Genomic DNA, 19,693 nt, shown 5'->3' with positions numbered 1-19,693 from the left:
TTCTGTTTTCTTCATACTAACACACATTTCGTATTTTGAAAAGCTATAATAGCATGGGCTTCTATAGATGAAAAAATTCATAAACGCTTTTTGCTGCCCGTGCATTCATGCCCGGCGCACGTTCCAGTTCCGCCTCGGCTGCTTCCTTTATGGCCTCTATGGATTTAAATTGGCGCATCAGCGCCTTTCTCCGGTTGGGGCCGATATCCGGAATGTCATCAAGAATGGATTTCACCTGTCCCTTGCTTCTTAAGCTCCTGTGGTACTCAATGGCAAACCGGTGGGCTTCATCCTGGATTCTGGTGATCAGCTTAAACCCTTCGGAATGCCTGTCAATGGGAATTTCCACGTTGTTATAGTAAAGTCCCCTGGTCCTGTGGTTGTCATCCTTTACCATGCCGCAGACAGGAATGGAAAGCTTTAATTCCTTCAGAACTTCCAGGGCAATGTTAACCTGGCCCCGCCCGCCATCCATCATGATCAGATCCGGAAACCGGGTGAAGCTGCCAAACTCTTCATCCACGCCCTTTTCCCTTAAGGTCTCCGCTTCTTTCAGCCCATGGGAAAATCTTCTTGTCAAAACCTCGTTCATGGAAGCATAATCGTTGGCTCCCTTGACCCATTTGATTTTAAACTTCCGGTAATCATTCCGTCTGGGCTTTCCATTTTCATAAACGATCATGGAGCCTACCGACTCAAAACCGCTTATGTTGGAAATGTCATAAGCCTCAATCCGCTTTATTCCGGAAAGGCCCATCAAACCGCCTACTTCATTCATGGCTCCGATGGTCCGAAGCTCCTCCCGCTTTATCTTCTCCTTATCCTGGGAAAGCACCAGCGCGGCATTTTTTTCTGCCAGCTCCACCAGACGCTCCTTCTGCCCCTTTTGTGGAACCACAATCCTGACTTTCTGGCCCCGTTTCGTGGAAAGCCAGTCTCCAATGACGCCCTCATCCTCCAGCCCGGTCTGTATCCATAGCTCTCTCGGTACAAAAGGGGTACCTGCATAAAACTGTTTCACAAAGCTGGTAAGTATCTGTTTATTATCCTCAGCCGTAGCAATGCTTACATGGAAATGTTCCCGGCCGATCAGCCGGCCCTCCCGGACAAAAAATACCTGAACCACAGCATCCTTTTCATCCTTTGCCATGGCTATGATATCCCGGTCTTCCATGCCGCTGTCCGTGATCTTCTGTTTCTGTGCGATCTGCTTTACGCTGTTTAATAAATCCCGGTATTCAATGGCCTTTTCATAATCCATTTCTTCCGAAGCTGCCTGCATTTTTTCTTCCAGCAGCTTAATGACCGGAGCGTATTTTCCTCCGAGAAAATCCAGAGCCTGGTCAATGGATTTCCAGTATTCTTCCTTGCTGATATAGTCCTGGCAGGGAGCAGAGCACTGTTTGATATGGTAATTCAGACAGGGACGTTCTTTTCCGATGTCCCTGGGCAGATTCCGGCTGCAGGTCCGGATCCTGTAAAGCTTATGAATCAGCTCTATGGTATCTTTTACCGCTCCGGCGCTTGTGTATGGCCCGAAATACTTGCTTTTATCCTTTTTCATATCCCTGGAAAATAAAATTCTGGGATAATCCTCGTACACCGTCACCTTGATATAGGGATAGGTCTTATCGTCCTTTAACATGGTGTTATAGCGGGGGCGGTGTTCCTTGATCAGATTGCATTCCAATACCAGGGCTTCCAGCTCAGAGTCTGTTATAATGTATTCAAACCGGGCGATTCTCGATACCATCTGTTCGATTTTTGCCGTCTTGTTCCTGCTGCTCTGAAAGTACTGCCTGACCCTGTTTTTTAAGCTGATCGCTTTTCCTACATAGATGATTTCGTCCCACTTGTCGTGCATGATATACACGCCAGGCTGGGACGGCAGTTTTTTTAATTCCTCTTCTATATTAAATTCGGTGTGGTCCACTTAAACTTATCACCTCAGTCTTGCTCCATCGTATTTAACCTGCAGTTCCAGAAACCGTTCCACTGCGTAATATTTCTCTTCCGGTTCCGAATCGGCTCTTCCGATTTCCATGATCTCGCAGATGGCCAGAAGCTCTTCCGCGGAAAACTGATCCTTCCGCTCCCGGAGAACCTCTAACTTCTCATGATACGTCCTGGCGTCAAGAAATGCAAGAAGATTTTTATTGGGACCCTGATTTTCCTCTTTTTTCTCTTCCTGTTTCCGCTCCGTGTTTTCCGCAGCAGGCTGCGCATTTATGAGATCCACCTTCTCAAACCGGTATTTCTGCTTCACATCCGGATATTTCCCGTGATCCACCTCGCTGGTAAACATGGACAAAGGACGCACATAGGTTCCGAATGTTCCATACAAAGCCTGGTATACCACCATTTCTTCTCCGGTTTCCGAGTGAACCGCAACGGTTATCACCTGATACAGCTTATCTTTAAAATGTCTGTAAAATTCTCCTGGTCTGGGTGTTCTGTCCATCGCTTCCCTCACTTCCTATTCTCTTGAGCCTCCTGTTGTCACGATCACTACATTCGGCTTGGTCCTGGTTTCCTTTTTATTCTCATTTTTCGTCTCCGGCGTGGTTTCCACAGCAGCGGTATTTCCCTCCAGGCTCTTTTCTGCAGTCTCTTTCCCGCTTTCCGGCTGTGTCTCCGGCTGCGTCCCCGGTTGTGTCCCCGGCTGAAGCTCTTTTGTTTCAGAGGAAGCCTCTGTAAGCGCTTCTGACGCTTCCCGGGACCGGGCAATCTTATCCGCTTCTTCTTTGGCCGCTTCCTCAGTCAGAAGGCCATCCCAGGTATAACGGTTTGACGCGCTCCATAATATCCACTCATCATACCCAGCATCATAGACCGCCTGAATCTGGTCCCTGATTTCCTTGGCCCCATAGGGAATGTAATGGTCCAGATAGGAAGCCGTAAAGTCCTGAAGCCAGGGGCGGACGATTGCCTGATGCTTTCCATCCTCCCTGACAGCTTCCAGATCCTTAGCGGACAGCTCAAGGGCCGCGCGAATGGTGCGGTAAGGCTCCGTATCGGGATGTTCGATGCCAAAATTACCGTCTCCGTAATGGGAAGGGTATATCATAGGGCAGATATAGTCCAGGTGGGATGCCATCTCATTATAGAGCTGCCCCACCGCTTCTGCGTCCACCCTGCTTCCAATAATGGTACCAAAGACATCGGCAGACACATAAAAATCCCGGGCCGACAGCTTATCATATGCATATTCGATAAATTCCGTAATGATATCGGTTTTGGAACGGCCCCTGGTATCCGCTTCGTCGAAAGCCACCTGTTTCATGGAGCTGTCCGTAGCGAACCGGATATAGTCAAACTGGATTTCATCAAACCCGGCCCTCTTGGCCTCGGCTCCGACCTCCACCAGGTAGTCCCATACTTCCGTCCGGTAAGGATTGACCCAGGCAAGTCCCTTATTATCCCGGTGCAGACTGCCATCCTTGTTTTTAAGGCTCCACTCCGGCTTCTTCTCTGCAAGATATGGATCGCGGAAAGCAACTACCCGGGCAATGGTATAAAGCCCTCTGGCCTTTAACTGGGCCATCAGACTGTCTATATCCCTGATATATTTTTCCGTTGCACCGATCTCATTTACCGTAGGCGCATCATCCATGGCAAAGGTTATGCGCCCATCATCATTCTTCACATCAATGACAACCGTATTGATCTCCGTACCTTCGATCTTGTCCAAAATTGCCTGGAACCCTTCTGAGCCGGCCATATAACCGGAAATATAGATTCCCTTTACCTTCACCGGCTTTTTCTCCGGTACAGCCGAAGCCTCCAGGGTAGCCTTAAGATCATTTTCATTTGTTTCCTGCCCGGTTTCTCCTGTTGCGGGATCTGTCTCCGGTACTTCGGAAATCCTTTTATATCTGCTGCATCCGGATGCCACCAATGAGCATACAATTACTGCCAAAAGCCATCTTTTCATAATACTCCCATTCACTTCCTTTATGGTTTCAGGTGTCTCATTGTAATAAATATTTAACATTTTACCACATTTTGTAAAATTTTCCAATAAAATTTAAAATTTCCGGATGCAGCCATTTTTAATAGCCGCTTATTTCATAAGCCATGTACTCTTTATCCAAATGATATCCCAGCTTTTCAGCCAGTGACACTGACCCTGGATTCTGGGCATCCCAGCTGGGATACAGCCCTCTTTTTAAGCACTCCAATATCAGCCTTGCCCCGCAGGCCAGGGCAGCTCCCCTGCGGCGGTAATCCGCTCTTGTGTCGATTTCTATTTCAATGCCGCCCCGGTAAACCGTATAGGATGACGCGCCGGAAACCACCTGACCATCCACCAGCGCAGCCACACCCAATCCCCGTTTTTCATAGTCCCCGTAACCGGCAAACTGGGAACACAGATCCTCACACCAGGAATGCTCCATGATCTGTCCATAGATTTCTTTATCAATCATGCGGAGTGAAAAGGGAGCAGGAAGCCCGCCGGCTATTTCCCGAAGCCGTTCCGGATCGAATCCATCCGGTTCCTTTTTAATGGCATACCGGACCACCCGTTTTGCGGAGGACTGCCATACAGCTTCAATGGCAGCAGCCCATTTCTCATCGGGCGGGACCATGATGATGAAATCAGAATCCCGGCCGGAGGGCTTGTTCTTAATCAGTTCCCGGTTGGGTGTTCCTGCAAAAAAGCAAAAGTCCGCCACCACAATCTGTGCGGACTCCGGGTTTTCTTCCCTATCAGCATAAGCTCTGCCCATAACGCCCTGCAGGCAGGACCAGATCATGGTTTCCTGCCAGCCTTCAAAAAGGGGGGCAATTGAGGATTTTTCTATGATTTCAACTATACCCATTTTAGTCCCCTCTTACTCATTTTTCCTGGCCGCGCCTGCGGCAAAAGCAGGAAAGCTCATGGTCATTGACTACTCCTACCGCCTGAAGATAGGAATAGATGGTAACGGAACCCACAAAGGCCATTCCCCGCTTTTTTAAGTCCCCGGAAACCCGGTCGGACAGTTCCGTCTTTACCGGAAAGCAATCATCCCGGTTCCTTATGATTTCACCATTGGTAAATCCCCATAAATACCGGGAAAATGAGCCGGACTCCTGCTGAATATCCAGAAACACCCGGGCATTTTTCACCGCGGCCTCCAGCTTTTTCCGGTTCCTTATGATGTCAGCGTTCTGCATCAGCTCCTCAATTTTTTCTTCCCCATAGGAAGCCACCTTTTCTACCGTAAAATCATCAAAGGCTTTCCGGAACGCCTCCCTCTTTCTCAGTATGGTGATCCAGGAAAGCCCGGCCTGAAATGTTTCCAGAAGAAGCATTTCATAGAGTTTCTTATCATCATAAACCGGCACTCCCCACTCTTCATCGTGGTATTTCACATAGATGAGAGAGGATTCATCCACCCAAAAACAACGTTTTTTCTCCATTTATCTTGCCAGCACCTCCGGACCCTCTTCTGTAATTAAAATGGTATGTTCCCACTGGGCCGACAAGCTTCCGTCTTTTGTGTAAATGGTCCAGCCATCTTCGTCGTCCTGGACCACATCCGGCTTTCCGGCATTTACCATGGGCTCAATGGTAAATACCATTCCCGGAACAAGAAGCATATCCGTACCCCTTGTACCGATGTGGCTGACCCATGGTTCCTCATGAATATCCAGGCCTACGCCATGTCCGCCGATTTCCCGGACTACCGTAAAGCCATTGTCATAGATATATTCGGAAATAGCTGCTCCGATATCGCCGAGGTGGCCCCATGCGCGGGCTTCCTTAAGCGCCAGTTCCACACTTTCCTTTGTGACCCGGACAAGCTTTAAAGCCTCAGGGGAAACCTCTCCGATGCAATACATTCTGGATGCATCGGCATAAAAGCCGTTTACAATGGTGGTCGTATCCACATTGATGATGTCTCCCTCCTGCAATATCCGCTTGGGGTCCGGGATACCGTGGCATACTACCTCATTGACCGAAGTACATACACTCTTGGGATATCCCTCAAAATTAAGAGTCGCAGGAATGCCTCCCAGCCTGATGGTATTCTCATGCACCAGTGTGTTGATATCCTCCGTACTGATGCCCGGTTTCATGAACTCATCCACCAGATCAAGGATCTGGTTGTTAATAACTCCGGCATGGCGGATCCCTTCGATCTGTGCCGGGGTTTTTATCATATAGTGCTCCGGCACTTCATCTCCCATGATCGCATAATTTTCAATTTTTCGGTCAAAAGCCAGATGGCAGTTTTTATATTTCTTTCCGCTGCCGCACCAGCACGCATCATTTCTTCCTATTTTAAACATTTCTCTCCTCCTTCTCTCTACAACGTTTTAACACGTTTGACGCCGGTTGTAAAGAGTTTCGGGTAAATAAAGGACCCGAAAAAATCCATGGCATTTTCATCATTTTTATGTTACAATCTATGGATATTACGGGCAAAAAGTTCGTGCATGCGTCAAAGGCGCACACGTCATGGAGGGACAAATGAAATTCGGATTTGATAACAACAAGTATTTAACCATGCAGTCAGAGCACATCAAGGAGCGGATCGGCCAGTTCGGTGACAAGCTTTATCTGGAATTCGGAGGGAAATTGTTTGACGATTATCACGCTTCCAGAGTGCTTCCCGGATTTGAGCCTGACAGCAAGCTCCGCATGCTGATGCAGCTGGCAGACCAGGCTGAGATCGTGATTGCCATCAACGCAGCTGATATCGAAAAGAACAAGATCCGGCATGATCTTGGCATCACTTATGACGTGGATGTGTTCCGCCTGATCCAGTCCTTTACGGATAAGGGACTCTATGTAGGCAGTGTTGTTATCACGCAGTACTCCGGCCAGAAGGCAGCTGATCTATTTAAGAGCAAGCTTGAAAAAATGGGAATCCGGGTATACCGCCACTATATCATTGACGGTTATCCCAGCAACATCCCCATCATCGTCAGTGACGAGGGATATGGCAGAAATGATTATATCGAAACCACGAAGCCCCTTGTCATCATTACGGCTCCCGGGCCCGGAAGCGGAAAGATGGCCACTTGTCTTTCCCAGCTCTATCACGAAAACAAGCGGGGCATCAAGGCCGGATATGCAAAATTTGAGACATTCCCCATCTGGAATATCCCCTTAAAGCATCCGGTCAATTTAGCTTACGAGGCTGCAACCGCAGATTTGAACGATGTAAATATGATCGATCCCTTCCATCTGGATGCTTATGGTAAGACCACGGTCAATTACAACCGTGATGTGGAAATTTTCCCGGTTTTAAGCGCAATTTTTGAAGGAATCTACGGAGAATGCCCTTATAAATCCCCCACCGATATGGGAGTGAATATGGCCGGCTTCTGCATCGTGGATGATGAAGTCTGCCGGGAAGCTTCCATGCAGGAAATCATAAGGCGTTATTACCAGGCGCTTTCCCGTCTTGCAAGGGATATGGGTTCCAAGGATGAGGTATATAAGATCGAACTGCTTATGAAGCAGGCCAAGATCACCACCGATATGAGAATGGTCGTGAATGCAGCCAATGAACTGGCCGAACGGAAAGGCTCCCCGGCTGCCGCAATGAAGCTGGACGATAAGACCGTTATTACGGGAAAGACCACCAACCTATTGGGTGCTTCTGCCGCCCTCCTATTAAATGCAGTAAAGGTTCTGGGAAATATTCCCCATGACATCCACCTGATTTCTCCATCTGCCATTGAACCGATCCAGAAATTAAAGGTAAAGTATCTCGGCAGCAAAAATCCCAGACTCCATACGGATGAGATTTTAATTGCACTGTCCGCCAGCGCAGCTACCGATCCCAATGCCCAGATCGCGCTGGAACAGCTTCCGAAATTAAAGGGGTGTGAGGCGCATACTTCAGTACTGCTTTCCGATGTGGATGTTAAGATATTTAAGAAACTGGGCGTTAATCTGACCTGTGAGCCCATTTATGAAGAAAAGAAAATTTATCATTGATTCGTTCATGCTCCTCTCCGACCCTGCCGGTCAGGGCCGGAGAGTTATTTATTCCTGCAGGAACGGATCAGGCCCTTCGGATTCCATCACCTGTTTTTCCTCATCCTTTATACGCTCTATCACCATATCCTTTACGGCTGTCTGTTCCAGTTCCAGAGCCGCCGCCAGTTCCCCGTAAAGTAAGTCTTCCGCCATTTTAAAATAAAAGTCATCTTTTGACGTATTTTTCTTGCCTTCTGCCAGCCGCTTCTGTTTCTTTAAATAAATTGTTTTGATGATCTGAAGCCAGCCGATGCACTCATTTCTCATCATGATTTCCTTATACATTCCTTCCCGCTGTCTTTCATCAGGCACCCACATGGCCGGGGTATCAGGAATCCGGCCAATCAGTTTTACGGCCTCTTCTCTGGTAGATGCAGCTCTCATGGGCGCCTTTAAATTGTCCACGGGCGTGTAAACGGCGCATTGCTGTGCCTCATAAAGAGGCTTCAGCGTATAGTAAAGGCGGTCCTCATCTGCTGCAGACATTTGCAGACTTCCTATCACCTCTACCCTGCAGATCCCATGGGTTCCGAACACTACCAGATCATTTACCTGAAACATAATCATTCCTCCTGCCTGAATGCCAACACGTTGATACATAAAAGTTTCAATTTCCATATCTTAAGTCTAACACCTTAAAAACCTTTTTGTTAGTGTTTTTTTCTGTTTTTACACATTTTCGTGAAATATAGCCAGACAGATCCTTAATATGATTTGTGCAAATTGAATGAAGAAAAAAAGAAAAACGCTCCAAAAGGCCGACACTTATAAAGCTGCCGCCTTTTGAAGCGCTCAAAGCAAATCTTATTTTCCGGGAATCGATTCCTTCTTTTGTGCCGCCAGCTTAACGGCTGCACTCGCTCCCACACGGCTGCATCCCGCTTCAATATAAGCTCTCAAATCTTCCAGGGTCCTGACTCCGCCGGCTGCTTTTATCTTTACATCAGGACCGATGTGCTTTTTAAATAATTCTATATCACTAAGAGCTGCTCCTCCGGTTCCGAACCCGGTGGAGGTTTTGATGTAATCGGCTCCTGCTGCTGTCACTGCCTTGCACATGGCAATTTTCTCATCCCCGGTCAGATAGCAGGTTTCAATGATGACCTTTAGAATATTCCGGCCGGCCGCTTTTTTAAGCTCCGCTATTTCTTTTTCCACCTTACCGTAATCGCCGTTTTTCACGTCACTGATGTTTACCACCATATCCACTTCGGAGGCCCCATCCTCAATGGCTTTCTTTGTTTCCAGAACCTTGGCCTCCGTCACGCTGTATCCCAGAGGGAAGCCAACCACAGTGCAGATATTAAGGGTCGGGAACTCCTTATGGACCCGGCTGATATAACAGGGCGGGATGCAGACCGAAGCAGTTTTATATTCCACTGCCTCTTTGCACAGCTCTTCTATGTCTTCCCATGTGGCAAACGCCTTTAACTGGGTGTGGTCTACATAACGTAACATTTCTAAATCTGTCATTGGTTTTCTTCTTCCTTTCTTTTTTATCACTTTATCCCGTTTATACCAGACGCTCTACGCCCTCCCGGGTGACTCTGGCATAAATAAGAGGCTCTGGTTCCGGCTTCTGCCCGCAAATGGTGACCGCCTTTAAGAATTCTTCCTCAGATGCCTGAAACAGCTCTTCCTTTGAGGTGTAAAGCACTGCAATGGTCTCTCCCTCTTCCACCTTCTGGCCCGCTTTTTTCTTAAGGGCAATGCCGGCCGTATAATCAATCCGGCTCTCCTTGGTAAGCCTGCCGGCTCCTAAAAGAGAGGAGGCAATTCCACACTGCTCCGTGTTCATGTGGGTAATATAGCCGCTCTTTAAAGCCCTTACTTCTTTTTGGAATGGCGCCATGGCTAAAAGGGATGGATCCTTAATGACAGAGGAATCCCCGCCCTGGGCTTCCACCATGGCAATGAGGCGTTCCAGAGCGCTTCCGTCCGCAACCGCCTGCTCTGTCAGCTTCCTGCATTTCTCCATACCGCCCTTGCCGGCCAGGGAAAGCATGCCGGCAGCCAGGCTTAAGCAGACCTCTGTCAGGTCCCCGGGTCCTCTTCCGTGAAGGGTTTCCACCGCTTCCATGACCTCCAGGCTGTTTCCAATGAGACTTCCTAACGGTATATCCATATTGGTAATAAGAGCCATGGTTTTCTTTCCCGCATGCTCGCCGATCGCCACCATCTTTTCCGCAAGGGTAATGGAATCTTCCAGGGTCTTCATAAATGCGCCGCTTCCCGTCTTTACGTCAAGAAGAATGCAGTCATTTCCCGCCGCCAGCTTCTTACTCATAATAGAAGCAGCGATCAGGGGAATGCTGTCCACCGTGGCCGTCACATCCCGGAGGGCATAAAGCTTTTTATCAGCCGGCGCCAGATTTCCGGACTGTCCGATCACCGAAAGCCCTGCCGTATTGACCACCTGAAAGAACTCCTCTTCCGTCAGAGTAGTCCTCATGCCCGGTATGGATTCCAATTTATCCACGGTTCCTCCGGTATGGCCCAGCCCCCGGCCCGACATTTTGGCGACCTTGACGCCGCATGCCGCCACAATGGGAGCTACAACCAGGGTGGTCTTATCCCCGACCCCTCCGGTGGAATGCTTATCCACTTTAACGCCCTGAATCGGGGAAAGATCCACCATATCGCCGGAATGAGCCACTGCGTCGGTAAGAATCGCGGTTTCCGTATCGCTCATTCCTTTTAAATAAATAGCCATCAGCATGGCAGACATCTGGTAGTCCGGAATCTCTCCCGTTACATAACCGTTAATCATGGCGCGGATCTCTTCCCCTGTCAGAGCCTCCCCATTCCGTTTCTTCGTAATAACATCGTACATCCTCATGATATACCTAAAACCTCCCTTGTTCCCTTACTTGTGATGCCGGATACCCGCAATCCGCCCTGGCTACCCGCTCACATCAGGCAGCCTGCTGTGCAGTTCGCCTGTTAAATTCTTTTTTGTAAATCCCAGGGGAAACAGTTCCTTTAAGGTATATACGGAAATCTCTTCTCCCGCTCCCAGAATGATCTCAAAATCCTCAGGATCGCAGAATTCTGCCATCACCTGCCGGCATACACCGCAGGGAGCGCAGATTTCTCCCTTTTCTCCCCTTTTATTTCCCACAATGGCAATGGCATCAAATGACCTGACCCCCTCGGAAACCGCCTTGAAAAATGCGGTCCGCTCCGCACAGTTGGTAGGCGTAAACGATGCATTTTCAATGTTGCAGCCCCGGTATACTTTGCCGTTTTTCGCAAGCAGGGCGGCCCCAACGCAAAAATCCGAGTAAGGAACATAGGCCATCTTCTGAGCCTCATAGGCCTCTGCCACCAGCATGTTTCTTGTTGCCTCTTCCAGTTTCAAACACACACCTCCTGTTATCCTGCCACTTCATTCAGAAAGCTTTTTCCTGCAATATGGCCCTTTACACCGAATAAATCCAATACCGTAGCCGCAATATCCGCAAAGGTCTCTCTTGTTCCGATGGAAACTCCGGCCTTGATCCCCTGACCATAAATGAGCATCGGAGTATACTCTCTGGAATGGTCCGTGCTTGGAGTTCCCGGGTCGCAGCCATGGTCCGCCGTGATGATCAGCACATCCTCCGGCCTCATGACTTCCATGAACTGTCCCAGCTGCACATCAAAATCCGTAGCTGCCTTTGCATATCCTTTCACATCATTCCGGTGTCCGTAAACCATATCGAAATCCACCAGATTCACAAAGCAGATCCCATTAAAATCTTCCTTCTGGGCTTCCAGGGTCTTTTCCATTCCATCGGTATTATTAACAATGGATGTGGTTTTCCCAATGCTCTTTCCTGCGAAAATATCGTAGATTTTACCGATTCCAATGGTATCGTAGCCAGCATTATCAAGGCAGTCCAGCATCGTGGTATTCGGAGGAAGCAGAGAAAAATCATGGCGGTGGGGCGTTCTCTTATAGTCCGGATATTCCCCTTCAAACGGTCTTGCAATGACGCGGCCGACTCCATGTTTTCCTGTTAAGATTTCTCTTGCGATCCGGCAATCACGGTACAGTTCCTCCAACGGGACCACCTCTTCATGGGCTGCAATCTGAAACACACTGTCCGCAGAGGTATAGACGATCAGATCTCCGGTCTCCACATGCTGTTTCCCATAATCCCGGATCACATCTGTGCCGGAATACGGCTTGTTGCACAGGACCCCGCGGCCGGTCTGTTTCTTGAATTCGTCAAGAACCTCCTCCGGAAATCCTTCCGGATAGGTGGGGAGGGGTTTTTCTGAAATAATTCCGGCGATTTCCCAGTGTCCGATGGTGGTGTCCTTTCCCTGGGAGCGTTCTGTCATGCGTCCAAAGGACCCTGCAGGCTCTTTTTCTTTCTCTCCGGCCGTTACCCCATCAATATTAAATAAGCCCAGCTTTTTTAAATTCGGCGTAAAGTATTCCTCCGCCTTCGCGATCGTGCCCAGGGTATCGCTTCCCTCATCATGGAACCTGGCCGCATCGGGTGCTTCCCCGATTCCAAAGCTGTCCAGTACAATTAAAAATACTCTTTTTGTTTCTGACATGTTCATTCCTCCTGTTACGAAAAGGGATTGCTCTGCAATCCCTTTGTCGGTCCGTCAAATCTTCTCAAATCTTTCTACATCTGTTACAAATATGGTAGCTCCGCCAAGCTCGACTGTCATCGGCATCATCATATATCCGGCCGAAACAGAAGCAATATTGGGTGCCGGAACATTGCATGTAATTTTCTGGCGTTTTCCACAAGTATCTTTAATCAGGGTGATGACTTCTTCTACCTGTCCGTCATCGGTACCAATCATTAATGTAGAGTTGCCCTTTTTTAAGAAACCACCGGTCGTGGCAAGCTTTGTTACGCTGAACTGGTGTTCATTCAGCACATCGGTCACCCGGTTTCCATCATCGGAGCTGACGATCGCATAAATAATCTTCATATTTACCACCTCGCTGTCTTATTTGGCAAAACTTCATCGATAAGCTGCTTCTATTATAAAGCATAATCCAAAAAAATAAAACAGCAAATTGGAAAATAAATATCAATTTTCTGTTAATATTTCATATCACGCATTTTATCGAGCAATTTCCGGTAAATCCGATCTCTCATCCACGGCTCGTTTATGACTTCCAGGCATTGATCCAGGCCGAACCATCCCACGGCGCTGTTTTCATCCGCCTTCTTACGAAGAACCTGCCGGTCATCCGCTTCCAAAAGGTAGGTCACATTCAGATGAAGGTGGGAAGAAACATAGGCCCCTTTCTTCTCATGTCCGTCTACGGTCAGAACCTCCAGGGAGAAAATGTCCTCCATAACCGGCACCGCCTTTGTAATCCCTGTTTCCTCCATGGCTTCCCGGAGGGCAACCTGAAGCAGATCCGTTTCTCCGTCCGCATGGCCTCCGGTCCATGCCCAGGAATCATAAATGTTATGATACGCCATAAGAACCCTATCATGCGTCTGATTTACCACCCAGGCCGACGCCGACATATGGGCTCCCGCACTTTCCCGGTAAAATATGGAATCCCCTGAGGACAGATAATGAAGCACCAGCCCCTTATCCCTTTCCTCCTGTTCGTTATACGGCAAAAAAGCCCGGATCATTTCCTTTAATTTATTTTCTCCATTCATGTCCTTTCTGCCTCCATTTTCTTGTGTTTTTCAGTCATACTCCATAATCTGGCGGATATATATAAATAGAATAACTGAAACGAGGTGCCATATGGATTTATCTTCTCTTGTCTTCTCCGCCCCCTCTCCCTGGCCTCCCATAGAGATTACGGAGCAAAACCCACGGTATGCGGCCGCCATGCTGTCCAACGTCGGCTCCAATAACTCTGAAATGTCGGCAATCAGTCTTTATATCTACAACAGCATGATTACACGGAGTTACTTTTTTGACATAGCGGAGTGCTTTCATAAGATAAGCATTGTTGAAATGCATCATTTAAACACCTTTGGAGAACTGGCCCTAATGCTGGGCACGGATCCCAGGCTGTGGAGCCGTCAAAAAGGGCGCATGCGGTACTGGTCTCCTGCCTGCAACCGCTACCCCACCCGGATCGGAGCCATCGTCTCCAACGCACTGGCCGGGGAACTGGAAGCGATCAAGAAATATGAGGCCCAGGCCAAGTGGATCGACGATTACCGGATCAAGACCATTTTAAACCGCATCATAGCGGATGAACAATGCCATGTGAAGATTTTCCGCCTCATACTGGCAGAACTTAACGATGAGCCCTTTATCCCGCCTCTGGAACATGAGATTCCAAAGGACAGCATAGCAGAGCCGTGCATTAATCCGGAACCTGCATAAAACATATTCCGGCCCGAACCGGCGGATCCTGCTCCCGACAGGCCCGCCGGTCCGGGAAATGAACTTATTCCATGCGGATCTCCAGATCTTCCTGATGTCCTTTTTCCATTTTATGTCTCGCTTTTCTGTTTTCCACCGTATCAAAAATAATGGAGAAATCATAATCTTCCGGATATAGTTCAGCCGCCGCTACCAATCGCTTCACCCGCTTCTGGTTGATCCAGATTTTCCGGTCCGGCATCTGAACCTGCAATACCCCTTTCTCATTGACCGGCCTGCACACGATTCCCTTTTTCTTATCCGGGTAAACGAGAACACTGTCTCCGACGGTAAATTTTTCTTCCATGGTGTTTTTATTTCCTGCCGTTTTTATCTGCTTCTCAATTCTGGGGCTGCCGGCTTTTCTGCCGTTATCCTTCTCTTTGAGGGAATCCGGTCCATTGTCCCGTATGGTTTCCCTTTCTCCATAAGCGTACATTCTGGCTCTTGCGATCATTTCCTCCGGCATTCCAAGCCGTTTGGCGATAAAAAGGGCACAGCTCTCTCCCGCTTCTCCGATCTCCATGCGGTAAAGGGGCCTTAATGTCTCCTTGTCAAAAGCCATGCGTGCATTGGTAATTCCCTCTGCTTCTCTGGCATAGGTTTTTACCTCCGGATAATGTGTGGTCGCCAGAAAAAGACAGCCATTGGTCCGCAGCTCTTCCAGTATGGCAATGGCGATTCCCATACCTTCCGCCGGATCCGTTCCGGAACCCAGCTCATCCATAATGACCAGGCTCTCCGGACCGGCCATATCAAGGATTTTCATTACATTTGTGATGTGGGCGGAAAAGGTGGACAGGTTTTCCGTAATGTTCTGCCCATCCCCAATATCACAGAGGACCTGATTGTTCATACAAAGGTCCGCTTCCCTGCAGGGGACATGAAGCCCGCATTGGGCCATGAGACAGAAAAGGCCCACCGTCTTAATGGATACGGTTTTCCCTCCTGTATTGGGTCCTGTGATGACGATCCCCCTTCCGGTCTTCCCCAGTTCAAATTCAAGGGGCACCACGGTTTCCGGATTCATAAAGGGATGGCGGCCGCCTGTAATCCGTATGAACCGGTCCGTATTCACACCTGGCTCTATTCCTGCCATAGAGGCACTTAAGCTTCCCTTGGCAAACAGGAAATCCAGTTTTTCAAGAAGGCTTTTATCTGCTTCCAGCACCTCCAAGTTCTCCTCCACGGATGCAGTCAGGGTATAAAGAATTCTTCTTGTCTCGTTTTCTTCCTCTATCCTCAGACGTTCCAATTCCTCATTTAGTCCCATAATAGCAGCCGGTTCAATGAACAGAGTGGAACCGGTGGCGGACTGGTCGATAACACTGCCTGGAACCGATGTCCGGTAATCCCTTTTCACAGGAAGGCAGATCCTGCCGTTTCGGATGGTCACATAAGAATCCGAAAAATATTTTTTATTCCCTCTGAGTATGGTTTCCGCTTTTGTCCGCAGCTTTTCTTCCATCCTGACCATGTCCTGGCGAATGTTTTTTAAATATTTACTGGCGGTATCCTCTACCCTTCCGTTTCTGACACTTTCATAGATTTCCCTCGCCAGGTCCTCCAACGGGTTCAAGTCCTGCTCATAATAGGGCAGGCCCAGCTCCAGGTATTTGCACCGGTTTAAAAAGTCCTTAAACCGTTTCACTCCGGTGAGCATAACTCCCATGCTTTCCAGCTCCTCTGCGGAAAGACAGCCGCCCTGCTTTGTCGTATTTATTATCACGGACAGGCCGCTCATGCTGACCGCAGGCGGAAGGCCCATTCGGTCAAGTATGATCCTGGCTTCCGTGGTGTCACGAAGGCTTTTTCGCACTTCTCTTTCCTTTAAGCAGGGTGTAAGGTTTCGTATCCTTTCCTTCGCCGCTTCTGTATGGGCAAATTCTTCAAGCTTCTCCAAAATAAGATTAAATTCTAAAATCTGAAATGTATGGTTCATTAAATTCTCCTCGTTCCTATCGTCAATCAATGGGATTCCGCAAGATCCATGGAGCATGGCAGCCGGGCTGGTTTTCGTACAACAAAAAACCTGTAAGACAACAAATCGACGTCTCACAGGTTTTAAACCCTAATCTGTCTGTTTGTATCTTTATGGGCATAACAGGTACGCAAAACAAAGGATAAGCCTACTGGCTTTCCTTACCCGGTTCCTGTTCTCAATATTCGACTGCTTTATGCTCCATGTTTCGATACAATTAACAAACACACACATCCTAACATTTAATATATTTCCAATATAGCATAGAAAGGCTGCTAAGTCAATCCTTCGGGCTCTTCTTGAGTTTCCTAAAATTTATCTATGCTTTTTTTTACATAACAAATTCCATATTATTTTGGTTCGATCAAATATTAGAAATAAAATAACTATTATCACAATACAAATGATTGTTCTGTAGGTAATAAGTGCTGATCTGGTAATGACACCAATAACATAAAAAAATACACAAAAATTATTAACAATATTTCAGAAATCTTAACTTTCTTTCTATCATAATTATCTTTTTCTTTATCACTTAAAATCCTAAAACTCTTGAAGTGTGCTTTTTTATCGCTATCATTTAGTATTCGTCTAATAATCGTAAAAAAAAGAAATCCGAATGCTAATATATTCATAAAATCCATAAATACCACATTAGTTTCCCCCATTTTAGATAATTATACTGTGACTACATTATGCTTTTGCCAGGTTGAAGAAATTCCGTCTATCTTTTTTGATTACTACCCGTAAGGGCCCTGACGAGCATTAAGCGCCGGCTTGCGTGCCCCCTGTGAGTGGGGCAGCTCCAACGGCGCTCCGTTTAAAGAGGCGTATGACAGGCACTCCCCCTTATAGGCAAGCTTTAAAGAGAAAAAAGGAATGTTATCTTTTAAAAGCCCAAAGAAAATACGGTCCCCTTCCCAGAGGGACAGTTCCCCGGTCTTTTCCTTTTCCACCCATAAAAGCTGCCCTTCCGCACAATCAATCATAGTCCCTTCATATCCGTCCGCCGTAAACAGAAACATATATTCATCCGGAAACCGGTCGGACACAAAGGTAACCACTCCCCGAAGTTTATAGGAGGTTAAGAACAGGCCGGTCTCTTCCTTAACCTCCCGCAGAAGGCATTCTTCCGGGCTCTCCCCATCTTCGAAATGGCCTCCCACTCCCAGCCACTTATCCTGGTTCATATCGCCCTTCTTCTTAATCCGGTGCAGCATCAGATAACTGTCTTCCTGCTCTATATAACAAAGTGTCGTTAAATTCTTGTGCGCCATAACCTTATCCTCCATTTATTTTATGCCTGTTATTGCGGCATTGCCGTTTACACCGGGGCAGTTCAAACCGGGCAGTTCTTTATAGACCTCTGTCAGAAAATCCAGGAATTGCCTGCTGGCTATTGGCAGGATCTTTTTATCCTTGAATGTAACTCCTATGTTCCGGGCCAAAGGCGGTTCTGTCTCTTTCACCGCAATCTTATAATCCACCCGGTTTAATATAAGCTCAGATAATATCCCAACGCCCAGTCCTTTTTCTATCATAGCCATAATCGTATAGTCATCGTGAACGATGTACTGGATGTTCGGCTGGATTTCATGCTCCCGGAAGCACTCCATAGGCTCACTTAAGCTCCCCTCCTCTAAAAGGATAAATGGTTCCGCTGCCAGCTCCTTTAATACGATCTTCTTTTGTGCCGCAAGGCGATGGGAAGGGGGCAGTACAGCCAGCATGGGGTCCTTCCTTAATGGAATGGTCTTAAGCTCCGGATCAGCTACCGCCCGCGGGTTAATGAGGCCAAAATCCACGCTTCCGTCCTTTACCAGATGCTCTATGGCCGAATAGTCTCCCTGATAGAGTTCAAAGCTGACCGACGGGTGTTTTTCCTTAAAATCCTTTATTAAGCCCGGAAGCCAGTGACAGGATACACTGGCAAAGGTGCCGATCCGGATGGTGGCGTTCTGGATTCCTTCCATTTCGCTTCGCTTTTCCATCAGCTCCCTGTGGGCGTGGTATATGTTTTTAATATAGGGCAGAAGCTCTGTACCATCAGGAGTCAGCGTCACACCCTTTTTGGAACGGATAAAAAGAACCGTATCCAGTTCTTCCTCTAAGGACTGTACCATCTGGCTGACGGCCGGCTGGGTATATCCCAGTTCCTCTGCCGCCCTGGTGAATCCCCCTGTTTCCACAATCTTAACAACTGCCCGGTACCGGTTCATCAATTCATCTCCTTACCATTAGATTCTCTTATCTTTTCATTATAAACATTTGTTTTACTGATGTAAAGAATCATGGTATATTTTTGTTAGTTTTATAAAAGGCGGTCGCGCTCTATGACGGAGGATCATTATGAATAACAACAGAGAACAATTAACATGCGGATTAAAGGATGGAATTCCCATCGGCCTCGGTTATTTTGCCGTTTCCTTCACCTTCGGTATCATGGCGGCAGGGACAGGGCTTACTTTATGGCAGTCCACGGTAATGTCCTTAACCAATCTGACGTCCGCAGGGCAGTTTGCAGGTCTTGGCATCATCGCAGCAGGGGCATCTTTTACGGAAATGGCGGCCGCCCAGTTCATCATCAATCTGCGTTATTGCCTCATGTCCTGCTCTCTGTCCCAGAAACTGGAGACAGCAACCCCTTTTTTTCACCGTCTCCTGATCGGGTACGGAGTGACGGATGAAATATTCGGGGTCTCCGTCTTAAGACCCGGCGCGTTAAATCCATGGTACAGCTATGGCCTGCTTATGGCAGCCGTTCCGGGCTGGACGCTTGGCACCGCTGCCGGAGCGGTCTTAAAGGGCCTGCTGCCGGAAAGGGTTTTAAGCGCCTTAAGCGTATCCCTGTACGGCATGTTTCTGGCAGTCATCATTCCTCCTGCTAAAAAGAACCGGATACTGGCTGGGGTAATCGCCGTTTCTATGGCATTAAGCCTTATTTTTTCCCTGATTCCGGCCCTGCAGTCCATATCATCCGGCATCAGATTAATGACTCTGACCGTCGTGACCGCAGGAGGCGCTGCTATCCTGTTCCCGGTTCCGGGGGAGGGGGAGGTGACAAATGAATAACCGGCTCTATCTCTACATACTTGTCATGGCCGCTGTCACCTACTTGATCCGAGTCCTTCCGCTGACGTTTATCCGGTGGGAAATCAAAAGTCCTTTTATCCGGTCTTTTCTTTACTATGTTCCGTATGTGACCTTGTCGGTGATGACCTTTCCTGCTATTCTCACAGCCACAAAAAGTATATGGTCCGCCGGTGCCGCACTGGCAGCGGCCGTATTTCTGGCATACAAAGAGAAAAGCCTGTTTAAGGTTTCCCTCACTGCCTGTGCGGTTGTATTTGTGATTGAATTATTCTTATAAAAAG

20 protein-coding genes are annotated in these 19,693 nt (G+C 48.0%); 4 read left to right on the top strand and 16 right to left on the bottom strand.

The genetic code is table 11. From position 1 onward, the window contains the following. Positions 1 to 61: 61 nt before the first annotated feature. From uvrC to map, 6 genes are read right to left on the bottom strand one after another with little or no spacing between them, the layout of a single operon-like run. Positions 62 to 1,933: an excinuclease ABC subunit UvrC gene (gene uvrC, locus BQ9856_RS05400; protein ID WP_077610127.1), complete on the bottom strand. Its 1,872-nt coding sequence runs from the start codon at positions 1,931 to 1,933 to the stop codon at positions 62 to 64. Between the two features lie 9 nt (positions 1,934 to 1,942). Beyond that, positions 1,943 to 2,461: a DUF1653 domain-containing protein gene (locus BQ9856_RS05395; RefSeq protein ID WP_077610126.1), complete on the bottom strand. Its 519-nt coding sequence runs from the start codon at positions 2,459 to 2,461 to the stop codon at positions 1,943 to 1,945. A gap of 15 nt (positions 2,462 to 2,476) precedes the next feature. Continuing rightward, on the bottom strand, positions 2,477 to 3,994 hold the full coding sequence (locus tag BQ9856_RS05390) for a putative glycoside hydrolase (RefSeq protein WP_442855486.1): 1,518 nt from the start codon (positions 3,992 to 3,994) through the stop codon (positions 2,477 to 2,479). A 58-nt stretch (positions 3,995 to 4,052) separates the two neighbouring features. Then, complete coding sequence (locus BQ9856_RS05385) at positions 4,053 to 4,823, bottom strand: GNAT family N-acetyltransferase (protein WP_077610125.1); 771 nt, start codon at positions 4,821 to 4,823, stop codon at positions 4,053 to 4,055. Between the two features lie 16 nt (positions 4,824 to 4,839). Continuing rightward, a complete protein-coding gene (locus BQ9856_RS05380) occupies positions 4,840 to 5,406 on the bottom strand; it encodes a DNA-3-methyladenine glycosylase I (RefSeq protein WP_077610124.1) in 567 nt (188 codons plus the stop codon). Further along, positions 5,407 to 6,279: a type I methionyl aminopeptidase gene (map, locus tag BQ9856_RS05375; RefSeq protein WP_077610123.1), complete on the bottom strand. Its 873-nt coding sequence runs from the start codon at positions 6,277 to 6,279 to the stop codon at positions 5,407 to 5,409. 181 nt (positions 6,280 to 6,460) lie between these two features. Here map and BQ9856_RS05370 point away from each other — a divergent pair, with 181 nt between their 5' ends. After that, entirely contained in the window at positions 6,461 to 7,939 is a 1,479-nt protein-coding gene (locus BQ9856_RS05370; protein WP_077610122.1) for a DUF1846 domain-containing protein, read from the top strand. A gap of 48 nt (positions 7,940 to 7,987) precedes the next feature. Here BQ9856_RS05370 and BQ9856_RS05365 read toward each other — a convergent pair whose 3' ends face one another. The 7 genes from BQ9856_RS05365 to BQ9856_RS05335 all read right to left on the bottom strand — a co-directional run bounded on the left by BQ9856_RS05365 (position 7,988) and on the right by BQ9856_RS05335 (position 13,614). After that, a complete protein-coding gene (locus BQ9856_RS05365; RefSeq protein WP_077610121.1) occupies positions 7,988 to 8,542 on the bottom strand; it encodes a CarD family transcriptional regulator in 555 nt (184 codons plus the stop codon). A 243-nt stretch (positions 8,543 to 8,785) separates the two neighbouring features. After that, positions 8,786 to 9,454 (bottom strand): deoxyribose-phosphate aldolase, encoded by a 669-nt coding sequence (gene deoC / locus BQ9856_RS05360; protein WP_077610120.1) that lies wholly within the window; start codon positions 9,452 to 9,454, stop codon positions 8,786 to 8,788. 40 nt (positions 9,455 to 9,494) lie between these two features. After that, positions 9,495 to 10,820, bottom strand: a complete 1,326-nt coding sequence (locus BQ9856_RS05355; protein WP_077610119.1) for a pyrimidine-nucleoside phosphorylase — start codon at positions 10,818 to 10,820, stop codon at positions 9,495 to 9,497. A gap of 63 nt (positions 10,821 to 10,883) precedes the next feature. After that, the gene (locus BQ9856_RS05350; protein ID WP_077613257.1) at positions 10,884 to 11,315 is read right to left on the bottom strand and encodes a cytidine deaminase; all 432 of its coding nucleotides are present in this window, start codon (positions 11,313 to 11,315) and stop codon (positions 10,884 to 10,886) included. A 41-nt stretch (positions 11,316 to 11,356) separates the two neighbouring features. After that, a complete protein-coding gene (locus tag BQ9856_RS05345) occupies positions 11,357 to 12,532 on the bottom strand; it encodes a phosphopentomutase (RefSeq protein ID WP_077610118.1) in 1,176 nt (391 codons plus the stop codon). Positions 12,533 to 12,586: 54 nt separating this feature from the next. Next, the gene (locus tag BQ9856_RS05340; RefSeq protein ID WP_013271785.1) at positions 12,587 to 12,922 is read right to left on the bottom strand and encodes a cyclic-di-AMP receptor; all 336 of its coding nucleotides are present in this window, start codon (positions 12,920 to 12,922) and stop codon (positions 12,587 to 12,589) included. A 113-nt stretch (positions 12,923 to 13,035) separates the two neighbouring features. Continuing rightward, the gene (locus BQ9856_RS05335) at positions 13,036 to 13,614 is read right to left on the bottom strand and encodes an NUDIX hydrolase (RefSeq protein WP_077610117.1); all 579 of its coding nucleotides are present in this window, start codon (positions 13,612 to 13,614) and stop codon (positions 13,036 to 13,038) included. Positions 13,615 to 13,705: 91 nt separating this feature from the next. Between BQ9856_RS05335 and BQ9856_RS05330 the strand changes: the two genes are divergently transcribed. Next, complete coding sequence (locus tag BQ9856_RS05330) at positions 13,706 to 14,299, top strand: ferritin-like domain-containing protein (RefSeq protein WP_077610116.1); 594 nt, start codon at positions 13,706 to 13,708, stop codon at positions 14,297 to 14,299. A 64-nt stretch (positions 14,300 to 14,363) separates the two neighbouring features. On the opposite strand, the gene BQ9856_RS05325 is transcribed toward BQ9856_RS05330, so the two are convergent. The 3 genes from BQ9856_RS05325 to BQ9856_RS05310 form a co-directional block, all read right to left on the bottom strand. Then, positions 14,364 to 16,280: an endonuclease MutS2 gene (locus BQ9856_RS05325; RefSeq protein ID WP_077610115.1), complete on the bottom strand. Its 1,917-nt coding sequence runs from the start codon at positions 16,278 to 16,280 to the stop codon at positions 14,364 to 14,366. Between the two features lie 779 nt (positions 16,281 to 17,059). Further along, on the bottom strand, positions 17,060 to 17,596 hold the full coding sequence (locus BQ9856_RS05315) for an NUDIX hydrolase (RefSeq protein WP_077610113.1): 537 nt from the start codon (positions 17,594 to 17,596) through the stop codon (positions 17,060 to 17,062). A 15-nt stretch (positions 17,597 to 17,611) separates the two neighbouring features. Next, positions 17,612 to 18,538, bottom strand: coding sequence for a LysR family transcriptional regulator (locus BQ9856_RS05310; protein WP_077610112.1), 927 nt, complete (start codon positions 18,536 to 18,538; stop codon positions 17,612 to 17,614). Positions 18,539 to 18,668: 130 nt separating this feature from the next. Between BQ9856_RS05310 and BQ9856_RS05305 the strand changes: the two genes are divergently transcribed. After that, positions 18,669 to 19,391 (top strand): AzlC family ABC transporter permease, encoded by a 723-nt coding sequence (locus BQ9856_RS05305; protein WP_077610111.1) that lies wholly within the window; start codon positions 18,669 to 18,671, stop codon positions 19,389 to 19,391. After that, positions 19,384 to 19,689, top strand: a complete 306-nt coding sequence (locus tag BQ9856_RS05300) for an AzlD domain-containing protein (RefSeq protein WP_077610110.1) — start codon at positions 19,384 to 19,386, stop codon at positions 19,687 to 19,689. Before BQ9856_RS05305 ends, BQ9856_RS05300 begins: the two co-directional genes overlap by 8 nt. The last annotated feature ends 4 nt before the right edge of the window (positions 19,690 to 19,693 follow it).

This window comes from Clostridium sp. Marseille-P2415 (assembly GCF_900155545.1).
Lineage (GTDB): Bacteria > Bacillota > Clostridia > Lachnospirales > Lachnospiraceae > Lacrimispora.
The sequence above is the reverse complement of the archived record's forward strand: the minus strand, read 5'-3'. Positions and strand labels throughout refer to the sequence as shown.